The organism is Pantoea sp. X-Soil-OKNW-556 (genome assembly GCF_059730695.1).
The window spans coordinates 821558-835873 of record NZ_AP035990.1; the positions used below are offsets into that span (position 1 = coordinate 821558).

Here is a 14316-nt window from a genome sequence, read left to right on the forward strand (position 1 = left end):
GCTCCTTTTTTTATGCGTTTTCACGGTGACTGCTTTAGAATCAGCGACTCATTTTATTCTTTTAGCGGAATTCAGCTTATGAAACACCTGCAAGTCGCGGTGGGCATCATTCGCAATGCCAGTCACCAGATCTTCCTTGCTCAACGTGCAGCAAGTTCCCACATGGCTAACAAATGGGAGTTTCCTGGCGGCAAAATCGAACAGGACGAAACCGCTGAACAGGCGTTGAAGCGTGAGCTAATGGAAGAGACGGGGATTGAAGTGACGGCAGCTCAGCCAATTGGGCAGGCTGATCACAGCTATGAAGATTTGCGTGTCACGCTGCACTTCTTTCTGGTGGAAGGTTGGCATGGCGAGCCCTGGGGTAAGGAAGGGCAGCCGCAACGCTGGGTCGAGCAAACAGCCTTGGTTGCAGAAGAATTCCCACCCGCAAACCATGCATTGATTGCACGCCTGGTGGCGGGAGAAATCTGATATCAGGGGCCAGGCCCCTGATAGTTACTGTTGTTCTTCGCTCCAGTCGTCGCTGTCGGTCATATCACCGCTGCTGGCAATACGTTTTTCTTCTGCTGCCCATTCGCCTAAATCAATCAGCTGGCAACGTTTGCTACAAAATGGGCGCCAGGGACTCAGTTCGTCCCACATCACGTCTTTACCGCAATTGGGGCAAGGTACAACAATCATTTCTTCCTGCATAACATCCTCTAACAACAGGCCAGTTCAAAGTTAAGTCGTTCGGGTACTTCACCACGTTCACTGTCCAGCGGCAGGAAGCGAATGGCATAACGGCTCTTATGGCCGGAGACTTGCGGATATAAGGCATCTTCCAGTGTGAGTTGCAACCGCAACAAATCAGCACCTTCGGCGTTATCCTGATAAAACCCGTTCAGGCTGGTTTGATTGCGAAACACACCCGATTGGCGAACTAAATCAAGGATCATCGCAAGGCTGTTACGCAGTGGATTAAGCGATTCCAGCCAGGCGTTGACTTGCGCATCACGCATCGGTTGTTCGAGATGCAACCAGATATGCAGGCCGGGCAAATCAAAACTACAGCAACCACCAGGAATGCTCAGGCGCTGACGAACCAGCCCGATCAGGCGATCTTCACGTAATTGCTGGCCCATACGTGGTGCCTGTAACAGCTCACTCGATTGCTGTTTTAGCTGCTTACTTAACGTCTGCACTCGTTGCAGATCCACTCCCGGGACATCGAGCCAGGCGCGCAACTTTTGCTGCTGGCGTTCCTGTTCTTTCAGCAGTTCAGTGCGCATGTCACCCCGTTCAAAGATGTCCAGCAAATCGGCAAGAATGCGGAAGACACCCAGCGCGGAAACGGAACTGGAGACGGGGATGGTTTCGTGCAATTGGTTAAGCAGAAATTCGACGCGTAACCAGGTACGCATTTTCTCATTCAGGGGATGTTCAAACAGAACGACTGTACTCATGATGTTAATCCTGTTCTGCTGCGGCCAGACGCAAGTAGCGCTGGTGAAGTTCAGCAACACGCGGCAGCGCATCATCAGGCGTGCCGCTATTATCGATGATGTCATCCGCGACGGCCAGGCGCTGTTGTCGGCTGGCCTGCGCGGCAAGAATATTTTGGGCTTGCGCGAGGGATATCCCGTCGCGTTGTTGCGTACGCTGCAATTGGGTTGCCTCATCCACATCCACCACCAGCACGCGATTGGCCTGATGTTGCAGGCCGTTTTCCACCAGCAACGGCACTACCCACAGCACATAAGGTGAGGTAGTGAGTGCCTTTAACTGCTGAGTTCGCGCATTAATTAATGGATGCAACAATTGGTTCAGCCAGTTTTTTTCCTGCGGCTGCTGAAAAATAATTTCGCGCAACCGTGCACGATAAAGCGTGCCTTCTGCCGTCAGGATCGATTCGCCATGACGTTTAACGATCGCCTGCAATGCTGGCGTACCCGGTTCAACTACTTCTCTGGCAATGGAGTCGGCGTCGATGATCTCGGCACCCAGCGCCGCGAAGGCATTGGCGATGGTGGATTTACCACTGCCAATGCCACCCGTTAGCGCAACGGTAAAAGGCATAGCGTTTTCCTGGAATCTGCACCGTCATGCTGCCACAACCTGCGTAAAACTTAAGGCAAGATGAGAGCAGGATCACAATCGATTTTCTCAGCTAAATTTAACGGATTGTAGCTTAAATAAAGTGAAATTCGCAGTCTTGTCGCAGAACGAATGGCGCGTATGATAACGACACTGGAGCCGTGAGCGCTACCCGAACTGAGGTTCGATGCCACTAACCAGGACACCCGTTATGCGTATTGAAGAAGATGTAAAACTGGGCTTTAAAGACGTACTGATCCGCCCTAAACGTTCCACTCTCAAAAGCCGTTCTGATGTTGAACTCGAGCGTACTTTTACCTTTAAACACTCTGCTCTAAGCTGGACTGGCGTACCGGTTATCGCCGCTAATATGGATACGGTCGGTACTTTCACTATGGCAGAAGCGCTGGCAGGATTTGGCGTGCTGACCGCCGTGCACAAACACTACAGCGTCGAAGACTGGCAGGCGTTTATTCAGCGCGTGCCCACATCTGTGCTGGGGCATGTAATGGTGTCTACCGGTACGTCAGAAGCAGACTTCAGCAAACTCAGTGCCGTTCTGGCGCTTTCACCTCAACTTAACTTTATCTGCATCGATGTTGCTAATGGTTATTCCGAGCACTTTGTCGCGTTCCTGCAACGTGCGCGCGAGAGTTTCCCGGATAAAACGATTTGTGCCGGTAATGTGGTCACCGGGGAAATGGTGGAAGAACTGATTTTGTCTGGTGCGGATATCGTAAAAGTGGGTATTGGTCCCGGCTCAGTCTGCACCACACGCGTGAAAACTGGGGTGGGTTATCCGCAGCTTTCAGCCGTGATTGAATGTGCAGATGCTGCTCATGGGCTGGGGGGGCAGATCGTCAGTGATGGCGGTTGTGCCGTACCGGGTGATATCGCCAAAGCCTTTGGTGGCGGAGCCGATTTTGTCATGCTTGGCGGTATGCTGGCGGCACATGATGAGTGTGAAGGCACTATCGTTGAGGAGCAGGGCGAGCAATTTATGCTGTTTTATGGCATGAGTTCAGAATCAGCCATGAAGCGCCATGTTGGTGGTGTTGCGCAGTACCGTGCGGCAGAGGGCAAAACCGTTCGGCTGCCGCTGCGTGGTCCGGTTGACGACACGATTAAAGATATCCTCGGTGGCCTGCGATCGGCATGTACTTATGTTGGGGCGGAAAGACTCAAAGAGCTGACCAAACGCACCACTTTTATTCGGGTGGCGGAACAGGAAAATCGGGTGTTTACTCGCTGATTCACCGGTAGCGGCGCGATTTATCGCGCGACCTTTTCTGACTTCGTGTACGAAATTGCGCGAATAATCAAGCCGCTGCGAATAAAAATGCACACCCATCAGCGAATAGCATCACCCAGGCCAAATACCGGCAGATACATCGCAATCACCAGTGTCCCCACGATGCCGCCAATAACGACCATCATCATGGGCTCAAGTGCTGCGGCCAGAGACTCTGCGCGGCTCAGCGTATTCTGCCGATGCCATTCCGCCAGGCGTGACAGCATGACATCTAAAGCACCCACCTCTTCACCCACTTTAATGAGTTGGGCACACAGGGGAGTGAACAATTGATGTTGTAGCAGAGCCTGATGCAAGGGTGCGCCAGCGGCAATATGTTGCTGCAATTCCCCGATAGCCTCACGCCAGAGTCGGGCAGCCAGTGTGACTTCAACCGCTTGCAAACTTTGCAGCAAGGTCAGGCCGGCCCGCTGTGTCAGTTGCAGAATGTCATAAATTTGCGTGAGTTGGCTGCCGCGCCATAGCGGTGCCAGCAATGGCAGCCGTAATAACCAAAGCTGGCATTGACGCTGCCAGCCGGGAGAGCGTCGATAAAATTGTTGAACCAGAATGGCAACGGCTCCGCAGGTCAACAGTAACGGTAAAGCAACCGCCTGTAGCAAGGCTGATAATGCCATCACACCGGCAGTGAGTGCCGGGAGTGGTGCATCGAAGCTGGCGTACACCGAGACAAATTCCGGCAAGACAAATAGCAGCATGCCAGCACTCACTGCTATCGCGACCAACATTATGAACAATGGATAGCGCAGTGCCTTGACCACTTTCTGACGCAAAAGCTGTTGGCCGGTTTGCTGCTGCGCCAGTTGGCGGCAACATTCGTCTAATTGCCCGGTAAGTTCTCCCACCTGCATTAATGCCGGAAACAACGGCGGGAAAATTTGCGGCCAGTCGCGTAATGCCTGGGAAAAGGGTACTCCTGCAAGCACCCGTTGCTGCAACCCTCTGAGTAATGTACGCCAGCCGATATCGGGATGTCCTTCGGCAAGCAGAGCCAGGCTTTCTGCCAGAGGAAGTCCTGCCTTGAGCAGCGTGGCAAGTTGTTGGATGAGGTTGCTTTTTTGCTGCCACTTCCAGTCGCGCGCACGCCAGCACTTCCCCCGTTTCCAACTCACGGCCATCATTCCACGATCCGCCAACTGGTGCAGCAGTGCATCCGGGGTGGAGATTAATGATTCACCGTTTTGCAGTAAACCCGCGCTATCCAGTGCCTGCCAGCGAAAATGATAGAGATTAGCCATTGCCCAATCCAACCACGCGTTGCATCTCTTCCAGTGAGGTTTCCCCTCGACTGACCGCTTCCAGTCCGGCGGCGACCAGCGTTTTCATTCCCTGTTGATTTGCCAGTGAGAGCAGATGCTCCAATGGCATATCAGCAGAGATGGCGTTCTGCAATTTGGCGGTCATGGGCAGGAGTTCGAAAAGTGCCAACCGCCCATAGTAGCCAGAAAAACAGTGGTCGCACCCCGGAGCCCGCCAGGTCTGAAGCGTTCCCGGCCATAATTCGGGGGGCAGGTGAGCAATTGCCTGCCCCGGTTGGCGGCAATGTATACACAGGCGTCTTACCAGCCGTTGTGCAACAATCAGTTGCAGCGCCGGACCTAGCAGATAGCCGGGGATCCCCATTTGCCGTAGCCGCGTCAGGGTTTCAGCGGTTGAGTTGGTATGCAGCGTAGAGAGGACCAGATGACCGGTTTGCGCGGCTTTGACGGCAATCCCCGCCGTCTCCGCATCACGTATTTCACCCACCATGATGATGTCCGGGTCCTGGCGCAATAAGGCGCGCAACACCAGATTAAAATCCAGCCCACTGCGGGGCTGAATTTGTGTCTGGTTGATACCTTCAAGCGGAATTTCCACCGGATCTTCAACACTACAGACGTTTTTTTCCGGCACATTGAGTGCACTCAATCCGCTGTAAAGGGTGAAGGTTTTGCCGCTACCGGTTGGACCGGTTACCAGAATCAACCCCTGTGGTTTCGCCAGTGCCGTGCTGAACTGACGCAACTGGCTGGTCGGCATGCCGAGTTTATCCAGCGCAATCGCGCTATTTTCGCTCTGCATTAAACGTACAACCGCTTTCTCTCCGTGGCTGATGGGTAAGGTGGAGAGACGAAAGGCGGCCTGCTTCCCTTCCAGTTCCAGGGTAAATTGCCCATCCTGCGGCAACCGTCGTTCAGCAATATCCAGCCCGCCGAGAATTTTCAGCCGGGCCAGCACCGCAGCGGGTTGAGCATCGGGTAATTGCGCCAGCTTGTGCAGGACACCATCAATACGCAGCCGAACACGCAACGCGTGATGCTGTGGCTCAAAATGGACATCGGATGCACGACGTTGTAATGCCTGGCGCAGAATATACTCCACTGCGTTGATGGCAGACTCCACCGCAGCCTGTTCTTTGGGCACCTCAGAACGCCCCGGCTCGTGGAGTTGCTGCTCGATTCGGGCGGCTGGCCAGCACTCCACCTCGACTTTGCACTGACTGGCAAATTGCAGTGCCTCCAGCAGCGCCGGTTCAGGTGTACCGGACACAGCCACGCGCAGCAAAGTGTCATCATGATGCAGGATTATCGCGTTATGACGCCGACACAGCGTCTTGAGCATGTCATCAGGCTTCTCCATGACGTCCACCTTTGTCAGCAAAGCGGAACTGTTCCAGGCAGTTTTCGCGCAGGGTGCTGTTGTCGCTGTTACAGCTACGTTGCCAGTCAAGCGTGCCATCGGTGCTGTTCCACACCGGTTGCATCTCCACCGTTAATCCTGACAGGCTTTCCTGCCCGGTCAGCGTGATGACACCGTTGATGACGGCAAGTGTCGCGACATAACGCGAACCTTTGGCTGCCGGTATCCCCCGATCACCTGCCTGGCATTGAGCAGGGCCACCACGTTCAATGGCACAAAGTTCCACCGCCGTCTTGTAAGGCACCATCGTCTGTAACATATCCGTCAGAGCGGCGCGTTGTAGATAATTTTGATAAGCCGGAACACCGATTGCGCTAAGGATGGCCACAATGCCGATCACAATCATTAATTCGATGAGGGTAAAACCACGTTGTCGTTCCATAAGCAGGCTCCTTGTTGTGGAGCCGTCACGGTAAAAAAGGGGGCAGGAAAGAAAAAGCGATGAAATCAAACGGCTGGAAACGTTACGCAGAAAAGATCCGCATTTGCAGTCTGCTGAACAGGGAACTGGAAGCAACCTCGCAGATTCGCGGTGCAGCGCACCGCGACGGGACTATCAGGTTTCGCGAAAACGCATGGAGAGATCAAGTGCGCGTACGTGTTTGGTTAACGCTCCTACCGAGACATAATCTACCCCGGTTTGCGCAATTTGCGGCAGTGTCGTTTCTGTCACGTTGCCGGACACTTCGAGTAATGCGCGCTTTTGTGTCAGCACCACAGCGTCACGCATCATCTCGAGACTGAAGTTATCGAGCATCACGATGTCGGCACCCGCATCCAGCGCATCCCGCAGCTCATTCAGCGTTTCAACTTCGACCTCGACCGGCACATCAGGGTGCAGCCACAACGCTTTCTCCACGGCCTGGCGCACCGAGCCACTGGCGATAATATGGTTCTCTTTAATCAGAAAGGCGTCAGACAGACCGAGACGATGATTACTACCGCCCCCGCAGAGCACGGCATATTTAAGGGCGGTTCGCAGCCCCGGTAAGGTTTTTCGTGTATCCAGTAACTGCGTATTGCTACCTGCCAGCAAGGCCACATAATGACTGACTTCGGTTGCCACACCAGAGAGCGTTTGTACAAAATTCAGCGCGGTGCGTTCCGCCGTCAACAGCAGACGTGCCGGACCCTGGAGTTCAAACAACAACTGGTCAGCGGTCAGGGTTTGCCCATCTTCAACATGCCAGGTGATGGTGATTTTATTACCCAGTTGGATGAAGACCTCTTCCACCCAGCGTTTACCACAGAAAACACCGGCTTCGCGTGTGATGATTTTGGCTTCGGCTTGTTTGTCTGCCGGGAGCAATAGCGCTGTGATGTCACGATCGGCATTCACTTCGCCGCCTAAGTCTTCCCGAAGTGCAGCGGCAACGGCTTCCGGGATGTCCTGCTCAATGCGCCTGATCAATGCCTGACGACGATGATCGGGATCGTAACGACGCGATGCCATACTATTTCTGCTCCAGATGACGAGAGAATGAGCGCACACCTTAGCCTGATTTTTGCGTCAATGCCAGTTCATGGCGATGAAATGTTTAGTATCCTTAACTTCCTCTGCCTTTCGCATTAACTCACAAGCTCCCGGAAAGAATCATGTTATTCTCAGCCTGACCTCAACGTAGGGAAAACGGCATGAAACTGGAAGATGGCTGGATTAGCAGTGCGCGTAAGGTGCTTTCACCGCACTTCAATCAGCGGCCGGAAAATGAAATACCTTCGGTGCTGATTATTCACAATATCAGTTTGCCGCCCGGCGAATTTGGCGGCCCGTGGATTGATCGTCTGTTCACGGGGACTCTGCCTGCGGATGCGCATCCTTATTTTGCCGATATTGCCCATTTACGTGTGGCTGCGCACTGTCTGATCCGGCGCGACGGTGAACTGGTGCAGTATGTTTCCTTTGACCAGCGAGCCTGGCATGCGGGGGCATCGCAGTTTGACGGTCGGGAAAATTGTAATGATTTTTCGATGGGGATAGAGCTGGAAGGCACCGATATTCTGCCCTATACCGATGCACAGTATGCGACGCTGGCACAGGTAACCGAGCTATTGATGCAACACTATCCGCTGACAGCGGAACGTATCACCGGACACAGTGATATTGCGCCGGAACGTAAAACCGATCCGGGACCGGCATTTGACTGGGTACGCTATAAACATGCCTTAAAGCGGGAGAATCCCTGAATCAGCAGGAGCAGGTATGACGTTGTTTAGCTTGTTATTGGTTTTAGGTTGGGAACGATTGTTTAAGCTGGGTGAGCACTGGCAGCTGGATCATCGGCTGGAGCCATTGTTTCGTGGTCGTCGGCATTTTTCGCTGCTTCGCACTCTGGTGATGACGATTATCGCCATGCTGATTGTCTGGCTGCTGGTCTGGAGCCTGAAAGGGTTGCTTTTTGGTGTGGTGCAGCTGTTGTTCTGGATTGTCGTGGGATTGCTGTGTATTGGCGCAGGTTCGGTACGCCTGCATTATCACACTTATCTGAAAGCGGCGAGTCACGATGACCAGGCGGCGCATCAGGCGATGGCGGCAGAGCTGACGCTGATTCACGGGGTGCCGGTTGAGTGCAGCGAGCGCGAATTTCTGCGTGAGCTTCAGAACGCGCTGATCTGGATTAACTTCCGATTTTATCTGGCCCCGCTGTTCTGGTTCGTGGTGGGCGGTCCTTACGGGCCAGTGCTGCTGGTGGGCTACGCCTTTCTGCGAGCCTGGCAAAGCTGGCTGGCAAAGCATCATACTCCGCTGGAACGCGCGCAATCAGGTGTTGACCGCATTCTACATCTGCTGGACTGGATTCCGGTACGTCTTGCAGGCGTTGCCTACGCGTTACTGGGGCATGGTGAGCGAGCGTTGCCCGCCTGGTTCGCCTCGCTGACTGACTGGCATCGCTCGCAATATCAGGTGTTGACCAGTCTGGCGCAGTTCTCCCTGGCGCGGGATCCCCATGTTGATAAAGTGGAAACCCCGCGCGTGGCTGTTGCGCTGGCAAAACGCATTTCCCTGGTGCTGGTGGTGGTGGTAGCGCTGTTGACCATCTACGGTACGCTGGTGTGATCGGCGGGCGGCACACCAAAATCCGGTGTGCCGTCCTCACGCCAGGCAAAGTATTTCAACCGCGTATGGCGATTAGGATCCCATAACGGATCGCCCTCAATTTCCGTGTAGTTACGCGCGTGATAAACCAGTACATCCTTCCCTTGTTCGTCGACGGTAAAGCTATTGTGGCCTGGTCCGTATTGATGATTGTCCCAACTGGTGTTGAAGACCGGGCGCGCTGATTTTTGCCACGCGGCTGCTTGCAGTGGGTCGGCATCCGCATCAATGCTGAGAATTCCCAGACAATAGTTTTCATCCGTCGCGCTGGCGGAGTAGGTGACAAACAACCGCTTACCATGACGAATCACCGCCGGACCTTCGTTCACGCTAAATCCGGCGCATTCCCATTCATACTCCGGGCGGCTCAGCATCTGTGGCGTGCCTTTCAGCGTCCAGGGATTAAGCAATTCAGCGAGATAAAGATTCGAGTTACCTGGGATAGCGGGATCTTTCTGCGCCCACAGATACCAGTTTCTTCCCTGATGAACAAAATGCGTAGCGTCGAGTGAGAAGCTGTCTAACGGCGTATGCACCCGACGCACCGGCTGCCAGTGGCCGGTCAGCGGGTCAACATCGCTACAAACCAACGCGTACATGCGGTGCTGGAACAAGCCATCTTTAATTTCACGCGTGGGGGCAGCAGCAAAATAGATCACCCACTGGCCGTTGATATGATGCAGCTCGGGTGCCCAAATCAGTGCACTAAACGGTCCCGTGTCCGGTTTGTGCCAAACCACAACCGGTTCAGCCTCGGGCAGTGCTGCCAGCGTGGCTGCATAACGTATTTCCAGACGATCATATTCAGGCACTGACGCGACAAAGTAATACCCGTTGTCATGACGGAGAATAAAAGGATCAGCACGTTGCGTGATAAAGGGATTAGGCCAGGAATGACTCATTTAATTTCTCCGGGTTCGATAACGGCGGCAGAGGAGGGACGTGATGTTTGCAGATCGCGAAAGTTCGCGCGGCGCAACGCCAGATCGTCCTGAATGGTACGCATCAATTTTCGATCCACTTTCAGCAGACGGACGACACCGGCGGTGATCAGATAACCAACGCCAGGAATAACGGTGAATAGCAGCATAATGCCGTTGATTGCCTGGTCTGATTGTTGTTTCGCCCCGGCATCATAGCCATAGATGGAGAGCAGGAAACCGACCATCGCCCCGGCGACGGCCAGACCGACTTTGAGGAAAAACAGGTTGCCAGAGAAGCTCATGCCGGTAATGCGTTTGCCGGTTTTCCACTCGCCATAATCATCAACATCGGCCATCAGCGACCAGTGCAGCGGTGAAGGAATTTGATGCAGGATATTCAGCAGGAAGTAGGCGATCACCACGCTCAGAGTGGCATGCGGGTTGATCCAGTAGAAACCAGAGGAAAACAGCGCCAGGGCGATGTTCGTCCAGAAAAACACTTTTAATTTGCACCAGCGATCGGTCAGCACTTTTGCCAGCGTGCTGCCCAGCATCATGCCAATGACGCCCAGGCTGATAAATAAGGTGGCAAAATGGGTCGACTGACCCATTACCCAGGTGACGTAATACATGGTAGCGGCCATGCGGATAAAACCCGGGCAGACGTTGCAGAATGTCAGCAGCAGAATGCGTACCCACTGGTCATTTTTCCACACGTCACGCAGGTCGTTTTTCAAATCATCATTGGTCGGTACCGCCGGGCGAATACGCTCACGTACTGTGGCAAAGCAGAACAGAAACATCGCCAGGCCAATCAGTGCCAGCACGCTCATCGCCATCTGATAACCACGCGCTTTGTTGTCGCCGCCAAACCACTCGGCCATTGGCAACAGCGACAGGGACAAAATCAATGTGGCAACCCCGACCATGACAAAACGGTATGACTGGCAGGAGACGCGTTCACCCGGATCATTCGTGATGACGCCACCCAGCGAGCAGTAAGGAATATTGATGGCGGTGTAGGTTAATGACATCAAAAAGTAAGTAACAAAGGCCCAGATGACCTTGTTTTCATAGCTCCAGTCCGGAGTGGTGAACATCAACACGCTAAACAGAACATAAGGGACGGAGATCCACAGCAGCCAGGGGCGGAAACGGCCCCAGCGGCTTTGCGTGCGATCGGCAATGGCACCCATAATCGGGTCTGTCACCGCATCCAGTACCCGCACGGAAAGCAATAAGGTGCCGACCAGCGCCGGTGCGAGGCCAAACACATCGGTATAGAAATAGTTAAGGAAGAGCATGATGGCCCCGCCAATCATGTTACATCCGGCATCGCCCATGCCGTATCCCAGCTTTTCCCGAAATGAGAGCGCGGTTCCTTTCATTGTTGTTCTCCAGTAATAACCAGTGGGAAAATTATTAGCGGAAAATCAGCAATCTGGCGGGGACCATTTGGTCAGGATGATGGACAAAACACCTGGGCGGAAAAAAGTGTGAGGAAGATCTAAAGAAGGAAGATCTCTGCCCGCCGATCAAGGGCGGGCAGAGTGGGCAGATTTACGCTTGCTGCGCTTTGTTTTTAATCGCGTAGCCGATAGCCAGTACTACCAGCCAAACCGGAATCAGCCAGACAGAAATCGCCATGCCGGGAGTAATCGCCATAATCACCAGAATACCGGCGAGGAACACCAGGCAGATCCAGTTACCCAGCGGGTAAAGGATGGCGCGGAAACGCGTGGTAACGCCCTGCTGGTCTTTCTTCTTACGGAATTTCAGGTGAGCGAGGCTGATCATCGCCCAGTTAATCACCAGCGCCGAAACCACCAGGGACATCAACAGGCCGAAGGCTTCGCCAGGCATCAGGTAGTTAATCAGCACGCAGAGGGCAGTTGCTACCGCAGACACCAGAATGGTTGCCACCGGTACACCGCGTTTATCGACTTTCAACAGGGCTTTCGGGGCATTGCCCTGCTGCGCCAGGCCGAACAACATGCGGCTGTTACAGTAAACGCAGCTGTTATACACCGACAGTGCCGCCGTCAGGATCACCACGTTGAGTGCATTCGCCACCAGCGCATCACCCAGTTCGTGGAAAATCAGTACAAACGGGCTGGTATCAGCGGTGACGCGAGTCCACGGCAGCAGCGACAGCAGCACCGCCAGTGAGCCGATATAGAAAATCAGAATACGCCACAGCACCTGGTTGGTCGCTTTAGGGATGCTTTGCTCCGGGTTGTCGGCTTCCGCAGCGGTGATCCCCACCAGCTCCAGACCGCCAAACGAGAACATAATGATCGCCATCATCATCACCAACCCACCAAAGCCATTCGGCAGGAAGCCGCCCTGGTTCCACAGGTTGCTGACGGTCGCCTGCGGGCCGCCATTGCCGCTGAACAGCAGCCAACCGCCAAACAGGATCATACCAATGACCGCAACGACTTTGATGATGGCAAACCAGAACTCCATCTCACCAAACACTTTCACGTTGGTCAGGTTGATGGCGTTAATCGCGACAAAGAAGATGGCGGCGGTTGCCCAGGTGGGGAAGTCGGGCCACCAGAACTGGATATATTTACCCACGGCGGTTAACTCGGCCATGGCAACCAGTACATACAACACCCAGTAGTTCCAGCCAGAGGCAAAACCGGCGAAGTTGCCCCAATATTTGTAGGCAAAATGGCTGAAGCTACCGGCAACCGGCTCTTCCACTACCATTTCGCCCAATTGGCGCATAATCAGAAAGGCAATAAATCCGGCAATTGCATAGCCCAGAATAACGGCCGGGCCGGCAGATTTGATGACTGAAGCGCTACCCAGAAACAGACCAGTACCTACGGCACCACCCAGCGCAATCAGCTGAATATGGCGATTTTTCAAGCCGCGGTGCAGCGTGTCGCCATGCTGTTGTTCCATACGAACCTCGTGATGTTGTTATTTTTCGCCCAATGTAAGGCTATTTTTACATAACGTACTCATTTATTTACGGTATCTGGCGTGCTGTGTGCATACGTGAGCTACCTTGGCGACCAGAATAGTGATAAGCGCGACGCTTTGCACCTGCTTTTGCTTTTTGTGCTAAGAGACGCCTGGAAAAGCAGCAGCATCCACTGCCGCGCTGACGCGGTATTTCTGACATGAATTGGTAATAAACACGAATAGCTTTCCCTTATGGTGAGTGTGGAAGGGATACGCTAAGCCTGTGTAAGGTTTGGTAAAAGCGGATTCTGTTAACAATTCGTCCCGCAGCTCTATTTCTGTCTTTATCCCAGCCGTTTAGCGCATTTAACCAATGATAATCCCCTGAAGTGTGACGGCTGCCATATAGACACAAGGTGAATACTTTGTTACTTTACCGGCAACTTTTGGCAATTGGTATTACCAATTTACTCCGGACGTCAGTCACAATAAGAAGGGACGATGGCTTACAGTAAGATTCGCCAACCAAAGCTCTCCGATGCCATTGAGCAGCAGCTGGAATCCCTGATTATGGAAGGGACTCTGCGGCCAGGAGAGAAGCTGCTACCCGAGCGCGAACTCGCCAAACAATTCGATGTATCACGTCCTTCTCTTCGTGAAGCGATCCAGCGCCTTGAGGCGAAAGGGTTGCTGCTGCGCCGTCAGGGTGGCGGCACCTTCGTTCAAAAGCATCTCTGGCAAAGCCTGAGCGACCCGCTGGTCAGCCTGCTTGCCCAACATCCGGAATCTCAGTTTGACCTGCTGGAAACCCGCCACGCGTTGGAAGGCATTGCTGCGTATTACGCGGCGTTGCGTGGTACGGATGAGGATCTGCAACGCATTCGCGACTGCCATGTTCAAATCCAGCAGGCCCAGGACAGCGGCGATCTCGACGCTGAAGCCGACGCCGTGATGCAGTATCAGATCGCTGTCACAGAAGCGGCCCATAATGTGGTGCTTTTGCATTTGCTGCGTTCTATGGGCCCTATGCTGGAACAAAACGTCCGTCAGAATTTTGAATTGCTCTACGCTCGCCGGGAAATGCTGGCGAAAGTGAGCGGTCACCGCGCCAGTATTTTTGAGGCGATTGTGGCTCGTGAGCCAGAACAAGCACGCGAGGCATCACACCGTCACCTGGCGTTCATTGAGGAAATCTTGCTGGATAGAAGTCGGGAGCAGAGTCGTCGTGAACGCTCCCTGCGTCGTTTACAGCAACGTAAGGAATAACGCGCGGCAACGAACGTGCGGATAAAAAGCGACGGGCCTGT

General features: G+C 53.8%; 15 protein-coding genes. 5 read left to right on the forward strand and 10 right to left on the reverse strand.

The window, feature by feature from the left end:
- The first annotated feature begins 78 nt into the window (after positions 1 to 78).
- Entirely contained in the window at positions 79 to 474 is a 396-nt protein-coding gene (gene mutT, locus AC6I8T_RS03620) for an 8-oxo-dGTP diphosphatase MutT (RefSeq protein ID WP_021184730.1), read from the forward strand.
- Positions 475 to 498: 24 nt separating this feature from the next.
- Here the strand turns inward: mutT and yacG are convergent, their stop codons facing one another.
- Genes yacG through coaE form a run of 3 tightly spaced genes read right to left on the reverse strand, consistent with a single transcriptional unit; the run spans position 499 to position 2061 of the window.
- Positions 499 to 696, reverse strand: a complete 198-nt coding sequence (yacG, locus tag AC6I8T_RS03625; RefSeq protein WP_021184729.1) for a DNA gyrase inhibitor YacG — start codon at positions 694 to 696, stop codon at positions 499 to 501.
- 8 nt (positions 697 to 704) lie between these two features.
- Positions 705 to 1448, reverse strand: coding sequence for a cell division protein ZapD (gene zapD, locus AC6I8T_RS03630; protein ID WP_208724786.1), 744 nt, complete (start codon positions 1446 to 1448; stop codon positions 705 to 707).
- 4 nt (positions 1449 to 1452) lie between these two features.
- Positions 1453 to 2061 carry a dephospho-CoA kinase gene (coaE, locus tag AC6I8T_RS03635; protein ID WP_208724787.1) on the reverse strand — a complete coding sequence of 203 codons (609 nt, stop codon included), beginning with the start codon at positions 2059 to 2061 and terminating at the stop codon, positions 1453 to 1455.
- 229 nt (positions 2062 to 2290) lie between these two features.
- Between coaE and AC6I8T_RS03640 the strand changes: the two genes are divergently transcribed.
- A complete protein-coding gene (locus AC6I8T_RS03640) occupies positions 2291 to 3331 on the forward strand; it encodes a GMP reductase (protein ID WP_208724788.1) in 1041 nt (346 codons plus the stop codon).
- 98 nt (positions 3332 to 3429) lie between these two features.
- Here the strand turns inward: AC6I8T_RS03640 and hofC are convergent, their stop codons facing one another.
- The 4 genes from hofC to nadC form a co-directional block, all read right to left on the reverse strand.
- Positions 3430 to 4629, reverse strand: a complete 1200-nt coding sequence (gene hofC / locus AC6I8T_RS03645) for a protein transport protein HofC (protein WP_208724789.1) — start codon at positions 4627 to 4629, stop codon at positions 3430 to 3432.
- Positions 4622 to 6010 carry a type II secretion system protein GspE gene (gene gspE, locus AC6I8T_RS03650; RefSeq protein ID WP_208724790.1) on the reverse strand — a complete coding sequence of 463 codons (1389 nt, stop codon included), beginning with the start codon at positions 6008 to 6010 and terminating at the stop codon, positions 4622 to 4624. Before gspE ends, hofC begins: the two co-directional genes overlap by 8 nt.
- Complete coding sequence (gene ppdD, locus AC6I8T_RS03655) at positions 5997 to 6452, reverse strand: prepilin peptidase-dependent pilin (protein ID WP_021184723.1); 456 nt, start codon at positions 6450 to 6452, stop codon at positions 5997 to 5999. The genes gspE and ppdD overlap by 14 nt, the downstream gene beginning before the upstream one ends.
- A 174-nt stretch (positions 6453 to 6626) precedes the next feature.
- The gene (gene nadC / locus AC6I8T_RS03660) at positions 6627 to 7523 is read right to left on the reverse strand and encodes a carboxylating nicotinate-nucleotide diphosphorylase (RefSeq protein ID WP_208724791.1); all 897 of its coding nucleotides are present in this window, start codon (positions 7521 to 7523) and stop codon (positions 6627 to 6629) included.
- A 182-nt stretch (positions 7524 to 7705) separates the two neighbouring features.
- On the opposite strand from nadC, the gene ampD reads away from it, so the two are divergent.
- Both ampD and ampE read left to right on the forward strand, forming a co-directional pair.
- Positions 7706 to 8257, forward strand: a complete 552-nt coding sequence (ampD, locus tag AC6I8T_RS03665) for a 1,6-anhydro-N-acetylmuramyl-L-alanine amidase AmpD (protein WP_208724792.1) — start codon at positions 7706 to 7708, stop codon at positions 8255 to 8257.
- Positions 8258 to 8273: 16 nt separating this feature from the next.
- The gene (ampE, locus tag AC6I8T_RS03670) at positions 8274 to 9128 is read left to right on the forward strand and encodes a beta-lactamase regulator AmpE (protein ID WP_021184720.1); all 855 of its coding nucleotides are present in this window, start codon (positions 8274 to 8276) and stop codon (positions 9126 to 9128) included.
- Here ampE and AC6I8T_RS03675 read toward each other — a convergent pair.
- From AC6I8T_RS03675 to aroP, 3 genes are all read right to left on the reverse strand, one after another.
- Positions 9110 to 10069 (reverse strand): glycoside hydrolase family 43 protein, encoded by a 960-nt coding sequence (locus AC6I8T_RS03675; protein ID WP_208724793.1) that lies wholly within the window; start codon positions 10067 to 10069, stop codon positions 9110 to 9112. The genes ampE and AC6I8T_RS03675 overlap by 19 nt on opposite strands.
- Positions 10066 to 11478 (reverse strand): glycoside-pentoside-hexuronide (GPH):cation symporter, encoded by a 1413-nt coding sequence (locus AC6I8T_RS03680; RefSeq protein ID WP_208724794.1) that lies wholly within the window; start codon positions 11476 to 11478, stop codon positions 10066 to 10068. The genes AC6I8T_RS03675 and AC6I8T_RS03680 overlap by 4 nt, the downstream gene beginning before the upstream one ends.
- Before the next feature lie 172 nt (positions 11479 to 11650).
- Positions 11651 to 13006: an aromatic amino acid transporter AroP gene (gene aroP / locus AC6I8T_RS03685; RefSeq protein WP_208724795.1), complete on the reverse strand. Its 1356-nt coding sequence runs from the start codon at positions 13004 to 13006 to the stop codon at positions 11651 to 11653.
- 504 nt (positions 13007 to 13510) lie between these two features.
- Here aroP and pdhR point away from each other — a divergent pair.
- Positions 13511 to 14275: a pyruvate dehydrogenase complex transcriptional repressor PdhR gene (pdhR, locus tag AC6I8T_RS03690; RefSeq protein ID WP_021184716.1), complete on the forward strand. Its 765-nt coding sequence runs from the start codon at positions 13511 to 13513 to the stop codon at positions 14273 to 14275.
- Positions 14276 to 14316 lie beyond the last annotated feature (41 nt).

What these genes read in the sequence shown, in the direction of transcription:
- gspE (WP_208724790.1), bottom strand. Translation starts at nt 6,010, where the DNA reads ATGGAGAAGCCTGATGACATGCTCAAGACGCTGTGTCGGCGTCATAAC.
- yacG (WP_021184729.1), bottom strand. Translation starts at nt 696, where the DNA reads ATGCAGGAAGAAATGATTGTTGTACCTTGCCCCAATTGCGGTAAAGAC.
- ppdD (WP_021184723.1), bottom strand. Translation starts at nt 6,452, where the DNA reads ATGGAACGACAACGTGGTTTTACCCTCATCGAATTAATGATTGTGATC.
- AC6I8T_RS03640 (WP_208724788.1), top strand. Translation starts at nt 2,291, where the DNA reads ATGCGTATTGAAGAAGATGTAAAACTGGGCTTTAAAGACGTACTGATC.
- pdhR (WP_021184716.1), top strand. Translation starts at nt 13,511, where the DNA reads ATGGCTTACAGTAAGATTCGCCAACCAAAGCTCTCCGATGCCATTGAG.
- ampD (WP_208724792.1), top strand. Translation starts at nt 7,706, where the DNA reads ATGAAACTGGAAGATGGCTGGATTAGCAGTGCGCGTAAGGTGCTTTCA.
- nadC (WP_208724791.1), bottom strand. Translation starts at nt 7,523, where the DNA reads ATGGCATCGCGTCGTTACGATCCCGATCATCGTCGTCAGGCATTGATC.
- hofC (WP_208724789.1), bottom strand. Translation starts at nt 4,629, where the DNA reads ATGGCTAATCTCTATCATTTTCGCTGGCAGGCACTGGATAGCGCGGGT.
- coaE (WP_208724787.1), bottom strand. Translation starts at nt 2,061, where the DNA reads ATGCCTTTTACCGTTGCGCTAACGGGTGGCATTGGCAGTGGTAAATCC.
- AC6I8T_RS03675 (WP_208724793.1), bottom strand. Translation starts at nt 10,069, where the DNA reads ATGAGTCATTCCTGGCCTAATCCCTTTATCACGCAACGTGCTGATCCT.
- mutT (WP_021184730.1), top strand. Translation starts at nt 79, where the DNA reads ATGAAACACCTGCAAGTCGCGGTGGGCATCATTCGCAATGCCAGTCAC.
- zapD (WP_208724786.1), bottom strand. Translation starts at nt 1,448, where the DNA reads ATGAGTACAGTCGTTCTGTTTGAACATCCCCTGAATGAGAAAATGCGT.
- AC6I8T_RS03680 (WP_208724794.1), bottom strand. Translation starts at nt 11,478, where the DNA reads ATGAAAGGAACCGCGCTCTCATTTCGGGAAAAGCTGGGATACGGCATG.
- aroP (WP_208724795.1), bottom strand. Translation starts at nt 13,006, where the DNA reads ATGGAACAACAGCATGGCGACACGCTGCACCGCGGCTTGAAAAATCGC.
- ampE (WP_021184720.1), top strand. Translation starts at nt 8,274, where the DNA reads ATGACGTTGTTTAGCTTGTTATTGGTTTTAGGTTGGGAACGATTGTTT.